This window comes from Curtobacterium sp. 1310, from assembly GCF_017834105.1.
Classification (GTDB): domain Bacteria; phylum Actinomycetota; class Actinomycetes; order Actinomycetales; family Microbacteriaceae; genus Curtobacterium.
The window spans coordinates 678811-698368 of the sequence record NZ_JAFICY010000002.1; the positions used below are offsets into that span (position 1 = coordinate 678811).

Consider the following 19558-nt stretch of genomic DNA (forward strand, 5'->3'; position numbering starts at 1 on the left):
CGCCCGTTCGCCGTACAGACGGCAAGTCGTGCGACCGGAGCGGCAGTCGGCGGCATGTCGTGCGACCTGAGCCAGGGCCAGATCCCGACCCGGCGACGCCTACATCGAGGGCGGGCAGCTCTCGCGCAGCAGCACCTCGACCGGCAGCCGCACAGCGCGCGGGGGCCCGTCGCGCCGCTCGAACCGGTCGACGATCGCCCGGACGGCCGCACGACCGAGCTCCCCCATCGGCTGGTGCACCGTCGTCAGGGGCGGCGTCGAGAAGCGCCCGGCGTCGATGCCGTCGAAGCCGGTCACCACGACGTCCTCGGGGACGCGCAGCCCCCGCGCCCCGGCGGCGTCGAGCACGCCGAGCGCGGACTGGTCGTTCGAGCAGATCACCCCGCGGGGGACGTCGACTCCGTCGAACAGGGCCGACGCGAGCTCACGAGCCCGTGCGCGCCCGAAGTCGCCGTGCACCACCCGCACGTCGGACGCCGCCAGGTCGTTGTCGGCGAGCGCCTGGCGGAAGCCCGCCGAACGCTCGATGTCGTCCGGAGAGTCGATCGGCCCCGCCAGGTACGCCAGCGAGCGGATCCCGAGCCGACCGATCACGTGCGAGGCGAGCGTGCGCATGCCCGCGGCGTTGTCGACGCTCACTGAGTCGAAGCCGTGCGAGCGCCGGTCGTCCGCGAGCACCACGACCGGGATGCGCCGGGCGACGTGCTCGAGCAGGTCGTCGGGCACCGTCTGCGCGAGTACCGCGAGGCCGTCGACCCGACCCGCGACGTCGTTCACGATGACGTCCCGCGAGGACCCGCGCCCGGCCGCCACCATCAGGGCGAGCCCCCGCTGCCACGCCTCGGTCTCGGCACCGCGCAGGACCTCGTCGAAGTACAGGTTCGACGAGAACGGTTGCGTGACGTGGCGTCGGTCGTCGACCACCCGGACGCCACCGTCCGTGACGAGGTCGGGTCGCTCGTCCGGGACGACGTCGAACCCGGGCAGCAGCAGGCCGACCACGCCGGTCCGCTTGCCGGCCAGGGCGCGTGCGTTGCCGGACGGCACGTAGCCGAGGCTCCGGATCGCCGCCTGCACGCGGTCGCGGGTGCCCTCACGGACGGCGTCCGGCGTGCGGAGCACGCGGGAGACGGTGGCGATGGACACGCCGGCCTGGGACGCGACGTCGTAGACCGTGGGAGGTGCGGTGCGCTGCGCGCTCATGCCGTGCCTCCCGTCCGACGTCCACCCGGCCGCAGCACCGGTGCGCGGCCGCACCATCCTAGGCACTGGCCCGGCTCCGACTCCTCCACAGGCCGCCGACACCCCTTGCGTTCCGCGGAGGGGCGAGCGCAGACTGTTGCGACCTCAGAACGTCCCGTGAGGAAGCGCACCACGACGGTGCCCACGCACACAGGAGGAACTCTCGATGTCCCAGCAGACGCGGTCCGGCAGCAAGCACGCCATCCGACTCACCACCGACGAGGCCGAGGTGCGCGACGCGCTCCTCGACCACACCGAGCACGGCGCGACGCTGTCCGCCCAGGAGATCGACGGGTCCGAGGAACCCACGACCAGGGCCTGACCAGCCGGGAGGCACGGGTCGGGTCCGCCTCGTCGGTCCGGCCGGTGCCTCCTGGCCGATCCCCCAGTGGCAGGCGTGGTCCAGCGAGCGTCGATGCGTGCGCCCGCTCCACTGAACGAGCGCTTCGACGTCCGACCCGGGATGTCGCAGGAGCGGGGACCACCTTCCCGCAGACCATCGGACAGTAGGTCCACCGGCAGCACAGGAACGGCAGCGATCTCCAGTCGTCCACGGGCGCCGTCCGCGCCGATGCGGCTCCTCGCAACGACACCGGCCGAGCGCTCAGGGAAACGTCGACGATGTTGAATATATAACATTTAACATGTACTCTGGTGCGATGCGCAACCAGCTCCGATCCGTCCAGGCTCTTCGGTTCCTCGCGGCGGTTCTGGTCGTGATCGTGCACGCCTGCGCGTACACCGCGCAGCGCTTCCCAGGGGTCTGGCTCAACGCCGAGGATCTCGGCCACGTCGGCGTCTGGCTCTTCTTCAGCATCAGCGGGTTCGTGATGGTCTTCGTCACCGATCGCGAGCTGGCGACGAGCGGCCAGGTCAGGGCCGCTCGCTTCCTCCGCAAGCGCCTTGCGCGGATCGTCCCGCTCTACTGGACGATGACCGCGGTCAAGTTGGTCCTCACCGGGATGTTCGCCTCCCAGATGACGAACGCCAAGTCGGATCCCCTGACGGTCCTGCGCTCGCTGCTGTTCATCCCGGTCCGCAACGAAGCGGGAGACCTCCAGCCGGTCTGGGGCGTCGGCTGGACACTCGTCTTCGAAGCATCGTTCTACGTGCTCGTTGCTGCCGCGCTGCTCCTGCGGGTCGATCCGGTACGACTCGCAGCCCCAGTACTCTGCGGCGCGTCCCTGCTCTGGCTCCTCCGCCCCGAGTCGGGCTCTGCGATGTGGTTCTACGCAGACCCGGCGGTCCTCTGCTTCTTGGCGGGCATGCTGATCGCACGGCAGGGGCGGAAGCCCGTCGTACACACCGTTGCCGCGATCGTCACGCTGTCCGCGTTCATCGCCCTGCTGCACTCCGTCAAGGAAGGCGAACCCAGCGCTTCCGCCGGCGTCTCCTTCTTCACGATCTCCGCGCTGCTCTGCGCTGCGGTTCGGTACGACTCCGCGATCCGCACGTACATCCCCCGATGGCTCGTGTACGGAGGCACCACCTCGTACTCGCTCTACATGCTGCATCCGCTGATCGGGCCGGGCGTCGTGTGGTTGGTCCAGGCGATCGCACCAGCGGCTCCGTGGCCGATCCCGGTGTCCCTCGCGGTCGTGGCACCCGTGCTGGTCGCTCCGCTGGCGTACCGACACCTCGAGCGCCCTCTCAACGCGCTGGTCGCGCACCTTGTACGAGGCTCAGGACATGCGCCCGACGCAGAGTCGACAGTCCATCCGACTCCGTGCGCCGCGAGGCGCGGGACGAACACGAGCAGGACCATCGGTCCGTGACTGATCGGCCAGCGCAGCGCGGAATCGGCCACCGCGACCGACCGTTCGGGGTCGGAGCGGCTGCGTCAGCGCGCGTGCCGGCGCGCGTCAGTGCGCCTCGTGGTCAGTGCGCCTGGGTGGCGACCGGCTCGCCGTCGCCGAGCAGCTCCGGGCTGCCGACGATCGCCATGCCCGCACCGCGCAGGCGCCGACGCTCCTGCGCGATGAACGCGAGCAGGCGGTCGTTGGTCCCCGCGACGTGCGCCGCCAGCAGCTCGGCCGCGCGGTCGGCCTCGCCGGCACGGACGGCCTCGAGGATCGCGCTGTGCTCGTCCCACGCGGCCTCGCGCGCCTCTGCGGTGCGGACCTCGATCCACCGCGTCCGCTCGAGCCGGGTGAGGGCGTCGGCGATCGCATCGGTGACGAAGCGGTTGCCCCCGAGCGCGGCGAGGTCCAGGTGGAACGTCGACCCCATGCGGATTCCGGCCTCGCGGTCGGGTGTGCTGCGGAGCTGGTCGAGGTGCGCACGGACCTCGTCGAGCTGCTCGGCGGAGGCGCGCTCGACGGCGAGACGCGCCGCGGCGGGTTCGAGCACGCCGCGGAGCTCGGCGAGCGACGCGATCTCGTCGAGGTCGATCGGGGTGACCGTCCACGACCGCCCCTCGTGGAGGATGAGCCCCTCGCGCTCGAGCCGTGACAGCGCAGCGCGCACGGGGGTCCGTGAGGCGTGGAAGCGCCCCTCGAGTCCGCGCTCCGAGATCCGCTCCCCGGGGGCGATGTCGAGGGTCAGGATCGCCGCACGCAGGTTGTCGTAGAGCTGGCTCGTCTGCGACACGGGCACGGCGGTCTCGGTCGTCTCGGTCACGGCGGACCAGCGTAGTGCAGATCGACGCGTGTTGGTATACCGTCCTGGTACACCAACCGCTCCCCGATCGAGACGACGTGCCCGCGCAGACCACCACCGCCGCTCCGCCCGTCGTCCCCGCCAGGGCGTGGACCATGCTCGCGCTCGGCGTCGCGGCACAGGCCGCCGGGACCCTCGTCGTCTCCGCCCCGGCGCTGCTCATCCCGCACCTGCTGGCGCAGGGGATGCCCTTCGCGTCGGCGGGACTGTTCGCGGCCGCCCCGACGATCGGCCTCGTCCTCACCCTCATCGCCTGGGGCGCGGTGACCGACCGCGTCGGCGAACGGGTGGTGATCGCCGGCGGACTCGCGCTGACCACCCTGACCGTCGTCGCGGCGTGGGTCACGGCGGGCGACCCACTGCTGCTCGGGGTCGCGTTCCTGGCGGCGGGCATGACGAGTGCCTCGACCAATGCGGCGAGCGGACGGGTCGTGGTCGGGTGGTTCCCGAGGGAGCGCCGCGGTCTCGCGATGGGCATCCGGCAGATGTCGCAGCCGCTCGGCGTGACGCTCGCTGCCGTGACGGTGCCGCTGCTGACCGAGACGCACGGTGTCCGGACCGCACTCGTGCTGCCGTTCGTGCTGTGCGCGGTGCTCACCGTGCTCTGCGCCGTCGGCATCGTCGATCCCCCACGGCCTCGGCAGGCCCGGGCAGCGGCGGCGACCGCGACGATCGACGCGGGCCCCGCGAACCCGTACCGGGCGTCCGGGTTCCTGTGGCGGGTGCACCTCGTGTCGGTGCTGCTCGTCGTGCCGCAGTTCACGCTCTCGACGTACGGGCTGGTCTGGCTGGTGGGCCTCGGGTGGTCGACGCCTGCGGCCGGACTGCTGGTCGGCGCCTCGCAGTTCGTGGGGGCCGTCGGGCGCATCCTGGTCGGCGCCTGGAGCGACCGCGTCGCTTCCCGGGTCGGGCCGTTGCGCGTCGTCGCGGTGGCCGCAGCGGCGGTCATGGGCGCACTCGCGCTCGTCGACGTGTCGCACTGGGCGCCCGCGGCGGTGTTCCTCGTCATCGCCACGAGCGTCACCGTGGCGGACAACGGCCTCGCCTACACGTCGGTGGCCGAGGCGGCGGGGCCCTCGTGGTCGGGCCGGGCGCTCGGTGCGCAGAACACGGGGCAGTTCCTGGCGGCGAGCGCCGTCGGCCCCGGTGTCGGTGCACTCGTCGGGGTGCTCGGCTTCGCGGCGTCGTTCGCGATCGTGGCCGCGCTCCCCCTGCTCGCGCTGCCGGTCGTCCCGCGCGCCGACGTCTCCCACGACTGACGCCCAGCACCGCCCCGGGCAGCTCGACGCCCGGCACGCGACCCGGAGGAGCCTCGCCCGCAACACGCAACGTCGGCGGTTGCTCGCAGGGGTGTACCGCTGCGAGCAACCGCCGACGTTGCGTCCCGCGGAAGGGGCGTCCGTGCGAGGGGCCTCCGCGGAGGACGGGGTCAGGCGGGGACGGCGGGACCGACCGGCCAGCGCAGGAGCGCGGACGCGGGGGCACCGCTCGGCAGCGACGCCGCGTTCACCAGGACGAGTTCGGCGTCGGTCAGGACGACCGCCCGGACGAGTGCGCACACCGCCGGGACCTGCCCCAGCACCGACGCCCCCGCGGCCTGCTCGGGAGCGGTGGCGACCCAGGGTGCGGCGTCGAGCGCGTACAGCGTCCGGTCGCCGAGGGCTCCGGCGTCGAGCGTGACGACGGCTGCCTGGGCCTGCTGCAGCGCGGACACGACGGCACCGATCCCGCTGACGCTCTCGTTGTCCCCGCGGCCCTCGTGCGTGCGGAGCAGGTCCTGCACGTCGTGCCGCCGCGACGCCAGGACGCGAGCGAGGGCGAGGTCGACGTGCTGCACGAGCGCCTTCTCGGAGGCGTCGTCGGCGCGCGGGTCGACCGCGACCTCGGTGACCAGCGCCCTGGTCGACGTCGAGAGCTCACCACGCAGGAGTTCGCGGGCACGGATGTCCCCGGCGAGCACGATCAGCCGGGGCGCGGTCGCCCGGACGGTCTCCTCGATCGCGGCCGCGACCTCGCCGGCGGTCTGCTTCCAGATCTCCTCGGCGTGCTGGTGCCAGTGCGGCTGCTTCCACCCGGCACCGGACTTCGCCTTGTGCAGCGTGTCGGTCCGGCCCTGCACGCGCTGCTCGTCCTCGGCGGCGCCGGTGGGGGCGTGCCCGAGTCGGTAGCTGCGGAAGCCCCCGCCCTCACGTCCGACGGTGACGACGAGGAACGGCAGGTCGAAGGGCCGGTGGGCGAGCAGGGGCAGCAGGTCGGGGACGGCGCCGGTGCCGATCGACTCCTGGCCGTGCAGGTGCCCGGGCAGCACCTCGCTGAGCACGAGCTCGTCGTCGCGGACGAGCACGTACCGGGCGACGGGTGCGGGCACGCCGGGCTGTTCGACGAGCTCCTCCTCGATGATCTGTGCGGCACGCTCGGAGCAGCCCTGCCCCGCGAGCGCATCGGAGACGGTCCGACGCTGGAGTGCGGCGATGCGGCGCGGGTCCTCGCGGTTGCCCGACGCGTCGACGTAGGCCCACGTCCAGGTGCCCGGTGTCTGGAGCGCCTGGACGATCTCGGGCTGCAGGGCGCTGGTCTCACGGGTGGTCTGGGCCATCAGCGGTCGCCCTCCTCGTCGGTCTCGGTCGTGAAGACGGCGTCCGATCCCCCGCCGACGCCCGACCCGTCGTCCTGCAACGACCCCTCGAGCTCGCCGTCGTACCCGGAGGCCGTCACCGTCTCGGCGTCGTCGGTGTCGTCGGGCACCGGTTCGGACTGCCGGAACTCCTCGACGTGTGCGTTGCTGCCGTGCCCCTGGACGATGCTCTGCGCCTCGTGCGCGAGCTGGTCGTCGAGCTCGGGTCCGTGCGTGCTGTTGCCGCGATCGGTCATCGCCTGCCCCTTTGCGTCGGTGCCGCCGACGTCGCTGTCGGGCCGCCTGCGGCTTCGGTGTTGTGCGTGCTGACCACGGTGCGCGCTCGGCGCTGACCACGTTCGGAGGTCGGAGCGAACACGCAGCCAGCGCGGTGCGGGGCGGCGACGGCCCGCTCCGAGGCTCGCGTGAGCGGACGGATTCGCGTCGCCGCGACCGCGAACGTGTCCGCGGGACCGAGTCTCGCGCCGGAGCACCGCGTCGCCGGACGCACCGGGCCACGGTTCGGTCACGACGTTCTGTGGATACTTCGGGAATGCACAGCCTCGCTCGGTTTTGTGCTTTGCTGGCTCCGACCCCGCTCAACGACGAACCGGAGCCGTGATGACACCCATCCCATCGAGAACCGTCCTGTCACGACGGAACCTGCTCGGACTCGGACTCGGAACAGCTGCGGCGGGGTTGCTCGCCGGGTGCGCCGTCCCGGGATCGACGAACGTCAACAAGGCTGCGCTGGTCCCCGCGGCCGCCGGTGGCGAGACCGTCCAGATCACCTACTGGGCGTGGCTCAAGGACCTCCAGAAGGTCTGCGACGTCTGGAACGCGAAGAACCCGCGCATCCAGGTCACCGCGAACTGGATCCCCGGGGGCAACGCGGGCGGGTACCAGAAGATGTACTCCGCGCTCGCGGCCGGCGGCGGTCCGGACATCGGGCAGGTCGAGTTCCGGCAGATCCCGGAGTTCATGCTCGCGAACGGCCTGGTCGACCTCGCCCGGTACGGCGCGAAGGACGTGCAGTCGAAGTACGACGAGGCCGCGTGGTCGCAGGTCGAGTTCGTCGACGGCGTCTACGGCATCCCGCAGGACACCGGCCCGATGGGCTTCTACTACCAGACCGCGATCCTCGAGAAGGCCGGCGGTCAGCCCCCGACGACGTGGGACGAGTGGCGCGACCTGGCCGACAAGGTGCGCGGCACGGGCAACGGCAACTACCTCGAGGTGTTCCCGGTCGCCGACGCCTCGCCCTTCGCCGCGTACGCGCAGCAGGCGGGCGCGCGCTGGTTCCGGACCGACGGTGACGCCTGGGTCGTCGACATGACCGACGACAAGACGATGATGGTCGCCGAGTTCTTCGACGGGGTCATCGACGACAAGTTGGTCGACACGAGTGCCGGGGCGTACTCCCCGGGCTGGTACGCCGCCGCCGCGAGCGGCAAGATCGCCGCGGTCACGAGCGCGAGTTGGGGCGACGCCCTCATCCAGTCCGTGCAGGGCGGCGAGGGCAAGTGGAAGGTCGCCCCCATGCAGACGTGGGGCGGCACCGGCTACGGCTCGAGCTCGATCGGCGGCTCGACGGCCGCCGTGCTGGCGAACGCGAAGCACCCGGCGGAAGCGCTCGAGTTCATCACGTGGATGACGACCTCGAAGGAGGGCGTCGACGCGATGATCAAGTACTGCGGCATCGGGTGGTCGCCGGCGAAGGACTACATCGGCAAGGCGCGCCAGCAGCCGTCCGAGTGGTTCTCCGGGCAGAACTACAACGAGGAGGTCTTCGTCCCCTCGGCCCAGGAGCAGAACCTGGAGTGGTCGTGGTCGCCCGTGACCCAGTCGGCCTTCACCAGCCTGCAGAACCAGTTCCGCCGCAAGCTCACCGGTGGGCTGAAGCTCACGGACGCGGTCGAGCTCGCCCAGCGGGAGATCGTCCAGTCCTTCAAGGACAAGGGCCTCAGCGTCAGGACCGCACGATGACCGCCACCCAGCCGGGATCCGGCTTCCGCACGAGCACCAAGGCCACGAGCGCCCAGAAGCGCGCCCCGTGGATCCTGCTCGCCCCGTTCCTCGCCCTGTTCGTGCTGACGTTCATCATCCCGATCATCAGCGCGCTCTTCCAGAGCTTCACCACCGTCGACCGCGAGGGCCTGTTCGGCGAGGACGGCGTCACCGGCCGCTTCGCCGGCTTCGACAACTACGTCACCGCGCTGAACGACGCCGGGTTCGTCGGCTCGATCTGGCGCATGCTCCTGTTCGGCATCGTGCAGGTGCCGGTGATGATCGTCCTCTGCACGATCCTCGCGCTGCTGCTCGAGTCGGCGAGCGCCCGCTGGCCCGCCTTCTTCCGCGCGGTCTACTTCATGCCGTACGGCGTCCCCGGCGTCATCGCGACGATCCTCTGGTCGTTCCTCTACGTGCCCGGCCTGTCGCCGATCGTGTCGCTGCTGCAGTCGATGGGGCTGCAGCCGGACTTCCTCGGCGCGAACAGCGTGCTGTGGTCGATCGCGAACATCGTCACGTGGACCTACACCGGCTACAACATGCTCATCATCGTGGCGCAGCTCAAGTCGATCCCCGGCGAGGTCTACGAGGCCGCGAAGATGGACGGCGCCGGCCCCTTCCAGGTCGCGTGGCGGATCCAGATCCCGCTCATCGCCCCGGCCCTGGTGCTCACGACGGTCTTCTCGATCATCGGCACGCTGCAGCTCTTCGCCGAGCCGCAGATCCTGTCGACGGTCGCGCCCGCCATCGACACCGAGTACACGCCGAACTACGCCGCGTACACGAACGCCTTCGCCTTCAACGAGTACGGCGTCGCGAGCGCGCAGGCCGTGATCATCGCGCTGGCCGCGTTCATCCTGTCGTTCGCGTTCCTCGCGCTGACGAACCGCGCGCCGAAGAACGAGCGCGACCAGAAGAAGCGGGCCAAGCGCGACGGCCTGGAGGCGCGGCGTGCGCTCCAGACGCGCGGCACGTCCGCCACCGGGTCGCGACCCGCCACCGGCGTCGCGGACCGCAGCACCACCACCGGAGCCGCGCCGCGCCTCCAGGCCGACAGCAAGGGGGCGGAAGCATGACCAGCGAAGCCATCGAGGCGCCAGTGACCAAGCAGGCGGCCGAGCCCGTCGACACCACGTCGATCACGGCGCACCAGCGCCGCAAGCTCGACCGCTCCCCCCGCTCGCAGATCGTCGTGACGGCCATCCTCGTCATCGTCGCGGTCTACTTCCTCGTGCCGCTGTACTGGGTCGTCATCGCGGCGACGAAGACCACCGGCGCCCTGTTCGCGACGAACGGGTTCTGGTTCGGCGGCGAGTTCGCGCTGTTCAGCAACATCCAGCAGGTGTTCTCGTACGACGGCGGCATCTTCGTCCGCTGGATCGCGAACAGCGTCCTGTACTCCGGCGTCGGCGCGGTCCTGGCGACCTACTTCGCCGCGGCCGGCGGGTACGCGCTCGCGAAGTACGAGTTCCGCGGGCGGCAGCTGGTGTTCGGCACGATCCTCGGCGGTGTGCTCGTGCCGGGGACCGCGACGGCGCTTCCGCTGTTCCTGCTCTTCTCGACGATGGGCCTGACCGACACGTACTGGAGCGTGCTCATCCCGAGCCTCGTCTCGCCGTTCGGGCTGTTCCTGTGCCGGGTGTACGCGGCGGCCTCGGTCGACACCGCGCTGCTCGAGCAGGCACGCATCGACGGTGCCGGAGAGCTGCGGATCTTCCACACGATCGTGCTGCGCCAGATGACCCCGGCGCTCGTGACCGTGTTCCTGTTCCAGGTCGTCGGCATCTGGAACAACTTCTTCCTGCCGCTCATCATGCTGGCAGACCAGAAGCTCTACCCGATCACACTGGGACTCAACAACTGGCGGGCACAGGTCGATCGTCTGCCAGAGTTCTACCAGCTCACCACCGGCGGCGTGCTCGTCTCGGTGATCCCGCTGGTGATCGCGATCATCGTCCTGCAGCGCTTCTGGCGCGGGGGCCTCACGGAAGGATCGGTCAAGGGTTGACCATCGCTGCTCACTCGTCCTCCACCAGCACCACGCCCGAGGCGCTCGACGCGCTCGCCTCGACGGCACCGGGCTCGGACACCCGGCTCGCGCCGCGGGCCTGGTTGCACACCGACGCCCCGTCCCTGTCGCTCGACGGGGACTGGGACTTCCGGTGGTCGCCGGTCGCGGACGTCCCGCTCCCGGGGGTGGAGGACGGGTGGGGCAGCCTCCCCGTGCCGTCGCACTGGGTCCTGCACGGGCACGGCGCGCCGAGCTACACGAACCTGCAGTACCCGTTCCCGATCGACCCGCCGCACCCGCCGGAGGAGAACCCGACCGGCGACCACCGCCGCACGTTCGAGGTCCCCGCGTCCTTCGACGCCGCGGCCCGGGTGCTGCTGCGCTTCGACGGTGTCGAGTCGCACTTCCGGGTGTGGCTGAACGGGTCCCTCGTGGGCTGGTCGACCGGATCCCGACTCGCGACCGAGTTCGACGTGACCTCGCTGCTCGTGCCGGGGTCGAACGAGCTGCTCGTCCGGGTGCACCAGTGGTCGGCGGCCTCGTACCTCGAGGACCAGGACCAGTGGTGGCTGCCCGGCATCTTCCGCAGCGTCACCCTGCTCGCCCGACCGACCGCGCCGATCGACGACGTGTTCGTGCGCGCCGGCTGGACCGCCACGCTCGGCAACGCCGCCACGGCCGGTACGGCTGCCTCCGGACGGCCGGAGACCGGCACGGGGACGATCACGTTCCCGACCCTCGACGCAGCGTTCCCGGTGCGCTTCCGGGTGCCCGACCTCGGTGTCGACGTGACGTGGGCCTCGGCCGACGAGGTCGCGCCGATCACCCTCGAGGGCGTCGAGCCGTGGAGCGCCGAGGTCCCGAAGCTGTACGACGCGACCGTCTCCACCGGCACGGACGCCGGCGGCCGCGCGGGCGGCGAGACCGTCGCGCTGCGCCTCGGCTTCCGCACCGTGTCGATCGTCGGCGACCGGTTCCTGGTGAACGGCGAGCGCGTGGTGTTCCACGGGGTGAACCGGCACGAGACCCACCCCGTGCGCGGCCGCGTCTTCGACGAGGAGCACGCCCGGGCGGACATGGCGCTGATGAAGCGCAACAACGTCAACGCGATCCGCACCTCGCACTACCCGCCGCACCCCCGTGTGCTCGACCTGGCGGACGAGCTCGGGTTCTGGGTCATCCTGGAGTGCGACCTCGAGACCCACGGCTTCCTCTTCACCGACTGGGTCGGGAACCCCTCGGACGACCCGGCCTGGCGTGACGCCTACCTCGACCGGATCGCCCGGACGGTCGAGCGCGACAAGAACCACGCGTCGATCGTCATGTGGTCGCTCGGCAACGAGTCCGGCACCGGCCGGAACCTCGCCGCGATGTCGCAGTGGGTGCACGACCGCGACGACGAGCGCCCGGTGCACTACGAGGGCGACTACACCGGCGCCTACACCGACGTGTACTCGCGGATGTACCCGACGCTGCAGGAGACCGAGTCGATCGGCGGCGGCCCGGAGACCCCGCTGCTCGGGTGCGGTCCGGCCGAGGCCGCGCGGCAGCGGACGAAGCCGTTCCTGCACTGCGAGTACGTCCACGCGATGGGCAACGGACCCGGCCAGATCCAGGAGTACGAGGACCTGGTCGACCGGTACCCGCGGCTGCACGGCGGCTTCGTGTGGGAGTGGCGGGACCACGGTCTGCTCGCACAGACCGCCGACGGCCAGGACTACTACGCCTACGGCGGTGACTTCGGCGAGGTCGTGCACGACGGCAACTTCGTGATGGACGGCCTCGTGCTGCCCGACGACTCCCCGACGCCGGGGCTGGCGGAGTTCGCGGCCGTCGTGGCCCCGATCCGGTTCTCGCTGTCGGACACCACCGTGCTCGTCGAGAACCGGTACCACTCCGCATCGACCGCAGGACTGCGCTTCCGCTGGACCCTGTCGCGGAACGGGGTCGAGGAGGCCAGCGGCCGCTTCACCCCCGGCGTCGTCGCGGCCCGGCAGTCGGCCACGGTCCCGGTGCCCGACGAGGTGCTCGCGGCAGCCGCGGACGCCGCGTCCCTGGCCCCCGGCGACGAGCTGTGGCTCGACGTGACGGCGGAGCTGGCGGGGCCGACCGCGTGGGCGGACACCGGCCACGTCGTCGCACGCACGCAGCGGCTCGTGGCGAGCCGCGCGGCGGACGTGCCCCGGGCCTCCCGACAGGGATGGGACGGCGACCGTCTCGGCGAGGGCACCTTCACCGCCCGCGGTGACCTGGTGTCCTGGAAGGGGCACGAGGTCGCCGGGCCGCGGCTCGAGCTGTGGCGCGCACCGACGGACAACGACAGCCTGGCCTCGCAGGGCGGGTACGAGACGGCCGACCCGGTGCTGACGAAGGGCGTCGGCGACCCCACCGCTCCCGCGTCGGCGGTCCGGTGGCGTGCACGCGGGCTCGACCGGTTGACGCACCGGCTCGTGTCGGTGTCGCGGACCGACCACGGCCTCGAGCAGCGCGTCCGTGTGGCGGCGGCGAACAGCGGGTGGGGCGTCGACGTCACGCACCGCTGGACCCTGACCGACGACGGACTGCTGCTGCAGACCGACGCGGTGCCGTTCGGGGCGTGGGACGTCACCTGGCCGCGGATCGGCGTGCGGTTCGACCTGCCGGCGTCGCTGCTCGACGAGGACGCTTCGTGGTTCGGGACCGGACCGGCGGAGTCGTACGCGGACTCGTCGCGGGCGGCTCGGGTCGGCCGGTTCAGTGCGCCGGCGCGGGCGCTGACCGTGGACTACTCGATGCCGCAGGAGACCGGACACCGGCCGGGGCTGCGGACGCTGTCGGTCGGGCCGTTCACGGTGTCGACCGTCGGGGCGCACCGGGCAGGCTTCACGCTCTCGCCGTGGACCGCGCAGGAGCTCGGGCGTGCGATGCACCCGTACGAGCTGCCGACGCCGGAGCACGCGTACCTGTACCTCGACGCGGCGCAGCACGGGCTGGGGTCGCGGGCGTGCGGGCTCGACGTGCTCCCGGAGCACCAGCTGTGGCCGCAGGCGTTCTCGTGGAGCGTGGTGCTCGGGTAGGGGCGGCGCGGCTGCGGCGGCGGCGCCGGCGCGCCGGCGCGCCGCGGCACACCGTGGCGCGGCTTGCTCGCGCACAACCGGAAGCACCTCGCGCCACGGGTTCCCGTGGCGCGAGGTGCTTCCGGTTGTGCGGCGGCGTCGCGCCGACACCGCGGTGCGCGGTGCCGCTCGGTCGGACTGCATCCGCAGCGGGCGGCAGCCGCGCAGCGGCGCCACGGCCGCCCCGCTACTCCCCTGCGGTGAGGGCGCGGAGCGCCTCGGGGTCCGACGCGTCGAGGAACTCCGTCAGGCGCTCGGGCTCGCCCGGCTCCTCGATCGCGGACGCCGCGCGGCGCAGGGCGAAGAGCGCGCGGAGCACGCCGCGGTTCGGCTCGTGCGACCACGGCACCGGCCCGGCACCGCGCCACCCCGCCTTCCGCAGGGCGTCGAGACCGCGGTGGTACCCGACGCGGGCGTAGGCGTAGGACTCGAGGGTCGCGCCGCGCGCCCAGGCCTCGTCGGCGAGGAGCGCCCACGCCAGGCTCGAGGACGGGTGCGACACGACGACGCTCGACACCGGGGCGTCGGCAGCGAGCGCGGCGGTCACCTCGGGCTCCTCCGGCAGCAGGGTCGCGGGGTTCGCGGTCGGGTTCGGCAGCAGGTTCTCCGGCATGCCCCCAGCCTGTCACCTCTTGCCGAGGAGCGGCGTCCGCCCTACGGTGGGTGACACCTCGTCGTCACGCGGGGCCGCCGGGGCGGGAGACCGACCGGCAGCACGGGTGGCGGACACGGGGGTCCCCGACGGAACGAGCAGCCTTGCAGTCGATCACCGGTACCGCGCAGTCCTCGCGCTGACACCGTGATCGTCGCGCCCCGTCGGGCGCCCTGGTCGTCGCGCCCCCTCGGGCGCTCCCGTGTGCCGACCCCTCCGGTCGCCGCGGGTCCGGTGTCGTGCGCCCAGCTCACGATCCGGGAGGCACCCCATGCCCGCAACACCGTCCGTCGTCCTGCACGACCTCACCTTCACCTGGCCCGACGGCACCGTCGCGCTCGACCACCTCACCGCCGCCTTCGGCCGCGGACGCACCGGCCTGGTCGGGAGGAACGGCGCCGGCAAGTCCACGCTGGTCCGGCTCGTCACGGGCCGGCTCCAACCCACGTCCGGCTCGGTCAGCACGACCGGTGCGGTGGACCACCTGCCCCAGCGGCTGCACGCCCGCCCCGGGGACACCGTGGCGGACCTGCTCGGGATCCGCACGACGCTGACGGCGCTCCGAGCCGTCCTGGACGGCGACGCCTCGGCTGCACACCTCGACGCCGTCGGCGACGACTGGGACGTCGAGGAGCGTGCCGCCGCAGCGCTCGCGGACGTCCCCGGGCTCGACGGCGACGACCTCGACCGACCCGTCACGACCCTCTCGGGTGGGCAGGCGGTCCTGGCGGCCGTGGCCGGCATCCGTTTGCGGGGACGACCGATCGCGCTGCTCGACGAGCCGACGAACAACCTCGACCGTCGGGCCCGCGCGGCCCTGCTCGACCTGGTCGACGGCTGGCGCGGCACCCTCGTCGTCGTCGGGCACGACCGGGAGCTGCTGGAGCACGTCGACGAGACCGTGGAGCTCCGCAGCGGCTCGGCGACGGTGTTCGGCGGGACGTTCAGCGCGTACGAGGTACACCTCGCCGTGCAGCAGGCCGCCGTCGCCCGCGAGGTCCGCGTCGCCGAGCAACGGCACCGAGCGGAGAAGCGGCAGCGCATCGAGGCCGAGACGACGATCGCGCGCCGGGCGAGGGCGGGCGAGAAGGCGGGCCGCTCGATGCCGAAGATCCTGGCGAACGAGCAGCGGAAGAAGGCGCAGGAGACCGCTGGTCGGCTCCGGACGGCGCACGGTTCGGCGGAGGCGCAGGCCCTGTCGGCGGTCCGGGAGGCCGAACTGCGCCTGCGCGACGACGAGCCCCTGCACGTGGCGCTCCCCGACCCGGACGTGCCGGCGTCACGGCGCATCGCGACGATCACCGTGCGCGGGCGGGACACCGTCGTGCAGGGCCCCGAACGCCTCGCCGTGACGGGCGACAACGGCGTCGGCAAGACGACGTTGCTCGACCAGCTCGTCGGGAGCCCCACCGCACGGGACCACCCGGTCCCGGACACCGCGGCGGTGCCGCACGTCGACCGGATCGGGTACCTCGCGCAGCGTCGGGACGGACTCGACGACGACGCCACCGTGCTCGAGAACGTTCGGCGGGACGCCCCGCACGTACCCGACGGGGAGCTCCGGAACCGACTCGCGCGTCTGCTCGTCCGCGGCGACACGGTGGACCGTCCCGTCCGCTCGCTGTCGGGCGGGGAGCGCTTCCGGGTGGCGCTGGCCGCGCTGGTGCTCGCGGACCCGCCGCCGCAGCTCCTGGTGCTCGACGAGCCGACGAACGACCTCGACCTGACGAGCGTCGACCAGCTCGTGGCGGCGCTCCGGGCGTACCGCGGCGCCCTCGTCGTGACCAGTCACGACGAGACCTTCCTCGAGCGGCTCGACCTGACGGGTCGGATCGCGTTGCGGTAGCCCTTCCGCGCCGACCCGGCTGGCGGCTACCGCTTCCGGGTCGGCCGGATCGCGACCGACTCGATCGTGCCGCGCTCCGGCAGGTCGACGACGGTCCGGACGGCCGCGGCGACGTCCTCGGGTGCCAGGTAGTACGCGGTGTCGTAGTCCTCGCCGAGCTTCTCGGTCAGGGCGCGCTGCATGTCGGAGTCGGTCCGGCCCGGGTGCACGCTCGACACCCGCACGCCGTTCGCCCGCTCCTCCTCGCGCAGCGCGTCCGCGAAGGCCCGGAGCGCGAACTTCGACGCCGCGTACACACCGCCGCCGGGACCTGCGGTGAAGCCCGAGCCGCTGTTGATCGGCACGACGATCCCACGTGCTGCGCGGAGCGCCGGGAGTGCGACCCGGGTGAGCTCGGCGACCGCGAAGACGTTCGTCGCGAAGACGGTCTCCCAGACCTCGCGCGAGGTGTCCGCGATGCGGGTGCCCTGCTCGACCCCGGCGCTGTGCACCAGGACGTCGAGCGACGCCGGCAGGTCCGGCACGTCGCCCGCGCCGAGGTCGCCGACGAACGGTGACGCGCTCGGCAGCTCGGCCACGAGCGCGGCGACCGCGTCGGCGGAGCGGCCGCCCACCAGGACGTGGTGGGTCCGCCCGAGGTCCAGTGCGATCGCGCGGCCGATGCCGCGGGTGGCCCCGGTGACGAGCGCGGTCGGGCGGGCGGTGGCGGGAGCGGTGTCGGTCATGCGTCCCACCCTACGGAGCGGGCGTGGCGGACCGGCACCGCGCCTCCCGGCTGTGGAGGGCGGGGCCGGCCGCCGCCGCTGTGCAGGAGCCGGTCAGTCCTTCGAGCGCCCGGCGCTCTCGCGGATCCTGATGCCCTCGAGCACGTCCTTGGCGTGCTGCTCGTCCTGCTTCTCGATCTGGCGGGTGTCGCGCTCGGGGAGCTGGATGTCCTCCTCAGCCCGGATGCCGGCCTGCAGCTGGCGGCCGCGCTCGAGCTCGGCGTCGAACTCCGCACCGAAGAGCAGCGCGTTGTTCGTGATCCAGATCCAGAGCAGGAAGACGATGACGCCACCGAGGGAGCCGTACGTCGCGTTGTAGTTCGAGAAGTTGCCGACGTAGAAGCCGAAGCCGACGCTCGCGATGATCCAGATCGTGATGCCGACCAGCGCGCCGCCGCTCACCCACTTGAACTTGGACTGGCGGATGTTCGGGGCCCAGTAGTACAGCACCGCGACGACGACGATCATGATCGCGAGCAGGATCGGCCACTGCACGATCGAGACCACGAGCGCTGCGGCGTCGCCGAGGCCGATGACGTCGCCGAACGCCCGGGCCAGCGGTCCGGAGACGAGCACGAGGAGCCCCAGCACGAGCAGCACGACGGTGAACACCGTGACGCCGAGCATGGTCGGTCGGAGCTTCCAGATCGGCCGGCCTTCACGGACGTTGTAGATGCGGTTCATCGCACGGCCGAAGGCGCCGACGTAGCCGGAGGCCGACCACAGCGCACCGAGCACACCGACGATGAACGTGATCGGCGCCGCCGGGGAGCGGACGAGCCCCTCGACCGGGTCGCGCAGGAGGTCGGCGACCTGCCCACCACCGACGTTCGTGACGACGTCGAGCAGGGTGTCGATCGTGTCCTTCGGGTTGGACACCAGGCCGAGGATCGAGACGATCGCCAGCAGGCCGGGGAAGAGCGCGAGCACCGTGTAGTAGGTCAGGCTCGCGGCCAGGTCGGTGCACTGGTCGCTGGTGAACTCGCGGAGCGTCTTCTTCAGCGTGTACGTGAACGACGGCTTCGTGAGGTCCGTCGGGCTGTCCGGCTTCCGGGGGTCGTCCGGCGCTGGCTTGTGCTGCATCTCCTGCTGGAGGGTCTTGTCCTTGTGCGCCATGGTCTAGCCCTTCGCCTTCGCGAGGGCCTTCGCCGCCGCCTTCGACCGCGCGGCGGCCTGCTTCCGGTTCTTCGTCGCGCGGCGCTGGACCGCGGCGATGCCGGCCCGCTGCTTCACGCGGTTCTTGTGCACCGGGTCGCGTTCGAGCGACTCCTCGGCCGCCTTGCGCCGGGCCTTCCGCCCCTTCCGTCCGCCGCGCGCCTGGTCGGCGTCGAGCTCACCGCGCGCGCCGAAGGGCAGGAGCGCGGTGAACGCGGTCGACGCCGCCGGACGGTCGAGGTGCCCGGCGTCGGTCCGCCCGATGCGGGTGCCGAGGACGATCGCCGCGATGCCGGTCGCCGCGGTGACGCCCATCGCGATGAGCGGCGTCGGGTCGCGGTGCCAGCGCTGCCGGGCCTTCGCGAGCGCCAGCCGGGTGCGCGCGGGCACGTCGGAGCGCCGCCGGATCTCGCTGACGCTGTCCGTCAGGCGTTCGCGGGTCCGCACGTTCGCGAGCTCCAGCTCGGGGATGCTGTCCTTGGCCATGCTTCGTGCCTACCAGGCGGTCCCCGGCATGGCACCGAGCGACCGCGGTCTACGGTGCAGCCCATGCTCTTCCGGGACGTCGCCGAGGGGATCCACCGCCTCGAGATCGCACACACCAACACGTACCTCGTCGAGACGGGCGACCGCCTGCTCGTCGTCGACGCGGGGCTGCCCGCCGCGTGGCCGCACCTGCTGCTCGCCGTCCACGACCTCGGGTACACGCCCGCTCGGGTCGAGGCGCTGCTCCTCACGCACGGGCACTTCGACCACGTCGGCACCGCCGCCAGGATGCACCGCGAGTGGGGCACGCCCGTCTTCGTGCACCCGGGCGACCGCGACCTGGCGGCTCACCCGTACTCGTACCGGCCGCAGACGAACCGCTTCGGCTTCGTCGCGGTGCACCCCGGCGGACTCGCACCGCTCGGTCGGATGCTGCTCGCCGGTGCGGCGACGGTGGACGGGATCGCGGAGACGCAGCCGCTGGTGTCCCGCGCTGACGTCCCCGGCAACCCGTGGATCATCGAGACGCCCGGGCACACGGACGGGCACGTCGCGCTGCACTTCGCCGACCGCGACGCGCTGATCGTGGGCGACGCCCTGGTCACCTTCGACCCCTACACCGGTGGGATCGGGCCGCGGGTGGTCGCGCCGGCCGCGACGGCGAACGTCGACGAGGCCGTCGCGTCGCTCGGTCGCCTCGAGGACACCGAGGCCCGGCACGTGCTGCCCGGGCACGGCCCCGCGTTCTCGCGGGGCGTGCGCGCCGCGGTCGCGCAGGCCCGGAGGGCAGCCGGCGCCGCGTAGCGCTGCCGGGCCCGAGACCCGGGCCTGGCGACGGCCCTCGCGTGCACGCGCGCGAGGACCGTCGCGCAGCGCGAGTCCCGCGGCAGTGGTGCCGGGTGGACGACGGACGGGAGGCGCGCGGCGGCCCTGCCCCGCGCCTCCCGTCCGTCGTGACGTGCGTCCCCGCGCACCCGTTCCTTCCCAGAACGGTTGCGATGGCTGGTGAGAACGGGCGTACCTGG

16 protein-coding genes and 1 pseudogene are annotated in these 19558 nt (G+C 72.4%); 9 read left to right on the forward strand and 8 right to left on the reverse strand.

All coding sequences use genetic code 11. The annotated features are described in order from the left end of the window. Window positions 1-99 precede the first annotated feature (99 nt). Window positions 100-1203, reverse strand: a complete 1104-nt coding sequence (locus JOD95_RS07210) for a LacI family DNA-binding transcriptional regulator (protein WP_209684160.1) — start codon at window positions 1201-1203, stop codon at window positions 100-102. A gap of 205 nt (window positions 1204-1408) precedes the next feature. Between JOD95_RS07210 and JOD95_RS07215 the strand changes: the two genes are divergently transcribed. Beyond that, window positions 1409-1564 carry a hypothetical protein gene (locus JOD95_RS07215; protein ID WP_158407723.1) on the forward strand — a complete coding sequence of 52 codons (156 nt, stop codon included), beginning with the start codon at window positions 1409-1411 and terminating at the stop codon, window positions 1562-1564. Window positions 1565-1901: 337 nt separating this feature from the next. Further along, window positions 1902-3017 carry an acyltransferase gene (locus JOD95_RS07220; protein ID WP_209684162.1) on the forward strand — a complete coding sequence of 372 codons (1116 nt, stop codon included), beginning with the start codon at window positions 1902-1904 and terminating at the stop codon, window positions 3015-3017. A gap of 103 nt (window positions 3018-3120) precedes the next feature. Here the strand turns inward: JOD95_RS07220 and JOD95_RS07225 are convergent, their stop codons facing one another. Beyond that, window positions 3121-3861, reverse strand: a complete 741-nt coding sequence (locus JOD95_RS07225) for a GntR family transcriptional regulator (RefSeq protein WP_307810403.1) — start codon at window positions 3859-3861, stop codon at window positions 3121-3123. Between the two features lie 134 nt (window positions 3862-3995). Here JOD95_RS07225 and JOD95_RS07230 point away from each other — a divergent pair, with 134 nt between their 5' ends. Beyond that, entirely contained in the window at window positions 3996-5159 is a 1164-nt protein-coding gene (locus tag JOD95_RS07230) for an MFS transporter (protein ID WP_209684485.1), read from the forward strand. Between the two features lie 170 nt (window positions 5160-5329). Here JOD95_RS07230 and JOD95_RS07235 read toward each other — a convergent pair whose 3' ends face one another. Then, window positions 5330-6496, reverse strand: a complete 1167-nt coding sequence (locus JOD95_RS07235; protein ID WP_209684164.1) for a Vms1/Ankzf1 family peptidyl-tRNA hydrolase — start codon at window positions 6494-6496, stop codon at window positions 5330-5332. After that, the gene (locus JOD95_RS07240) at window positions 6496-6771 is read right to left on the reverse strand and encodes a hypothetical protein (protein WP_209684166.1); all 276 of its coding nucleotides are present in this window, start codon (window positions 6769-6771) and stop codon (window positions 6496-6498) included. The genes JOD95_RS07235 and JOD95_RS07240 overlap by 1 nt, the downstream gene beginning before the upstream one ends. A 364-nt stretch (window positions 6772-7135) precedes the next feature. Between JOD95_RS07240 and JOD95_RS07245 the strand changes: the two genes are divergently transcribed. The 4 genes and pseudogenes from JOD95_RS07245 (at window position 7136) to JOD95_RS07260 (ending at window position 13591) form a co-directional block, all read left to right on the forward strand. Beyond that, complete coding sequence (locus JOD95_RS07245; protein WP_209684167.1) at window positions 7136-8500, forward strand: ABC transporter substrate-binding protein; 1365 nt, start codon at window positions 7136-7138, stop codon at window positions 8498-8500. Then, window positions 8497-9414, forward strand: a pseudogene (locus tag JOD95_RS07250) (carbohydrate ABC transporter permease); the annotation flags it as partial. The gene JOD95_RS07245 and the pseudogene JOD95_RS07250, both read left to right, overlap by 4 nt. 209 nt (window positions 9415-9623) lie before the next feature. After that, the gene (locus tag JOD95_RS07255; RefSeq protein ID WP_374109357.1) at window positions 9624-10532 is read left to right on the forward strand and encodes a carbohydrate ABC transporter permease; all 909 of its coding nucleotides are present in this window, start codon (window positions 9624-9626) and stop codon (window positions 10530-10532) included. Window positions 10533-10534: 2 nt separating this feature from the next. Then, window positions 10535-13591 carry a glycoside hydrolase family 2 TIM barrel-domain containing protein gene (locus JOD95_RS07260; protein WP_209684487.1) on the forward strand — a complete coding sequence of 1019 codons (3057 nt, stop codon included), beginning with the start codon at window positions 10535-10537 and terminating at the stop codon, window positions 13589-13591. A gap of 226 nt (window positions 13592-13817) precedes the next feature. On the opposite strand, the gene JOD95_RS07265 is transcribed toward JOD95_RS07260, so the two are convergent. Beyond that, entirely contained in the window at window positions 13818-14243 is a 426-nt protein-coding gene (locus tag JOD95_RS07265) for a DUF3151 domain-containing protein (RefSeq protein WP_209676372.1), read from the reverse strand. Window positions 14244-14553: 310 nt separating this feature from the next. Here JOD95_RS07265 and JOD95_RS07270 point away from each other — a divergent pair, with 310 nt between their 5' ends. Further along, window positions 14554-16128, forward strand: a complete 1575-nt coding sequence (locus JOD95_RS07270) for an ABC-F family ATP-binding cassette domain-containing protein (protein WP_209684169.1) — start codon at window positions 14554-14556, stop codon at window positions 16126-16128. Between the two features lie 26 nt (window positions 16129-16154). Here the strand turns inward: JOD95_RS07270 and JOD95_RS07275 are convergent, their stop codons facing one another. The 3 genes from JOD95_RS07275 to JOD95_RS07285 all read right to left on the reverse strand — a co-directional run bounded on the left by JOD95_RS07275 (window position 16155) and on the right by JOD95_RS07285 (window position 18533). Further along, window positions 16155-16853 carry an SDR family oxidoreductase gene (locus JOD95_RS07275; protein ID WP_209684171.1) on the reverse strand — a complete coding sequence of 233 codons (699 nt, stop codon included), beginning with the start codon at window positions 16851-16853 and terminating at the stop codon, window positions 16155-16157. Window positions 16854-16946: 93 nt separating this feature from the next. Beyond that, complete coding sequence (locus JOD95_RS07280) at window positions 16947-18008, reverse strand: YihY/virulence factor BrkB family protein (RefSeq protein ID WP_209684173.1); 1062 nt, start codon at window positions 18006-18008, stop codon at window positions 16947-16949. Between the two features lie 3 nt (window positions 18009-18011). Then, a complete protein-coding gene (locus JOD95_RS07285; RefSeq protein ID WP_209684174.1) occupies window positions 18012-18533 on the reverse strand; it encodes a hypothetical protein in 522 nt (173 codons plus the stop codon). A gap of 63 nt (window positions 18534-18596) precedes the next feature. Between JOD95_RS07285 and JOD95_RS07290 the strand changes: the two genes are divergently transcribed. Beyond that, window positions 18597-19337 (forward strand): MBL fold metallo-hydrolase, encoded by a 741-nt coding sequence (locus tag JOD95_RS07290; RefSeq protein ID WP_209684175.1) that lies wholly within the window; start codon window positions 18597-18599, stop codon window positions 19335-19337. Window positions 19338-19558 lie beyond the last annotated feature (221 nt).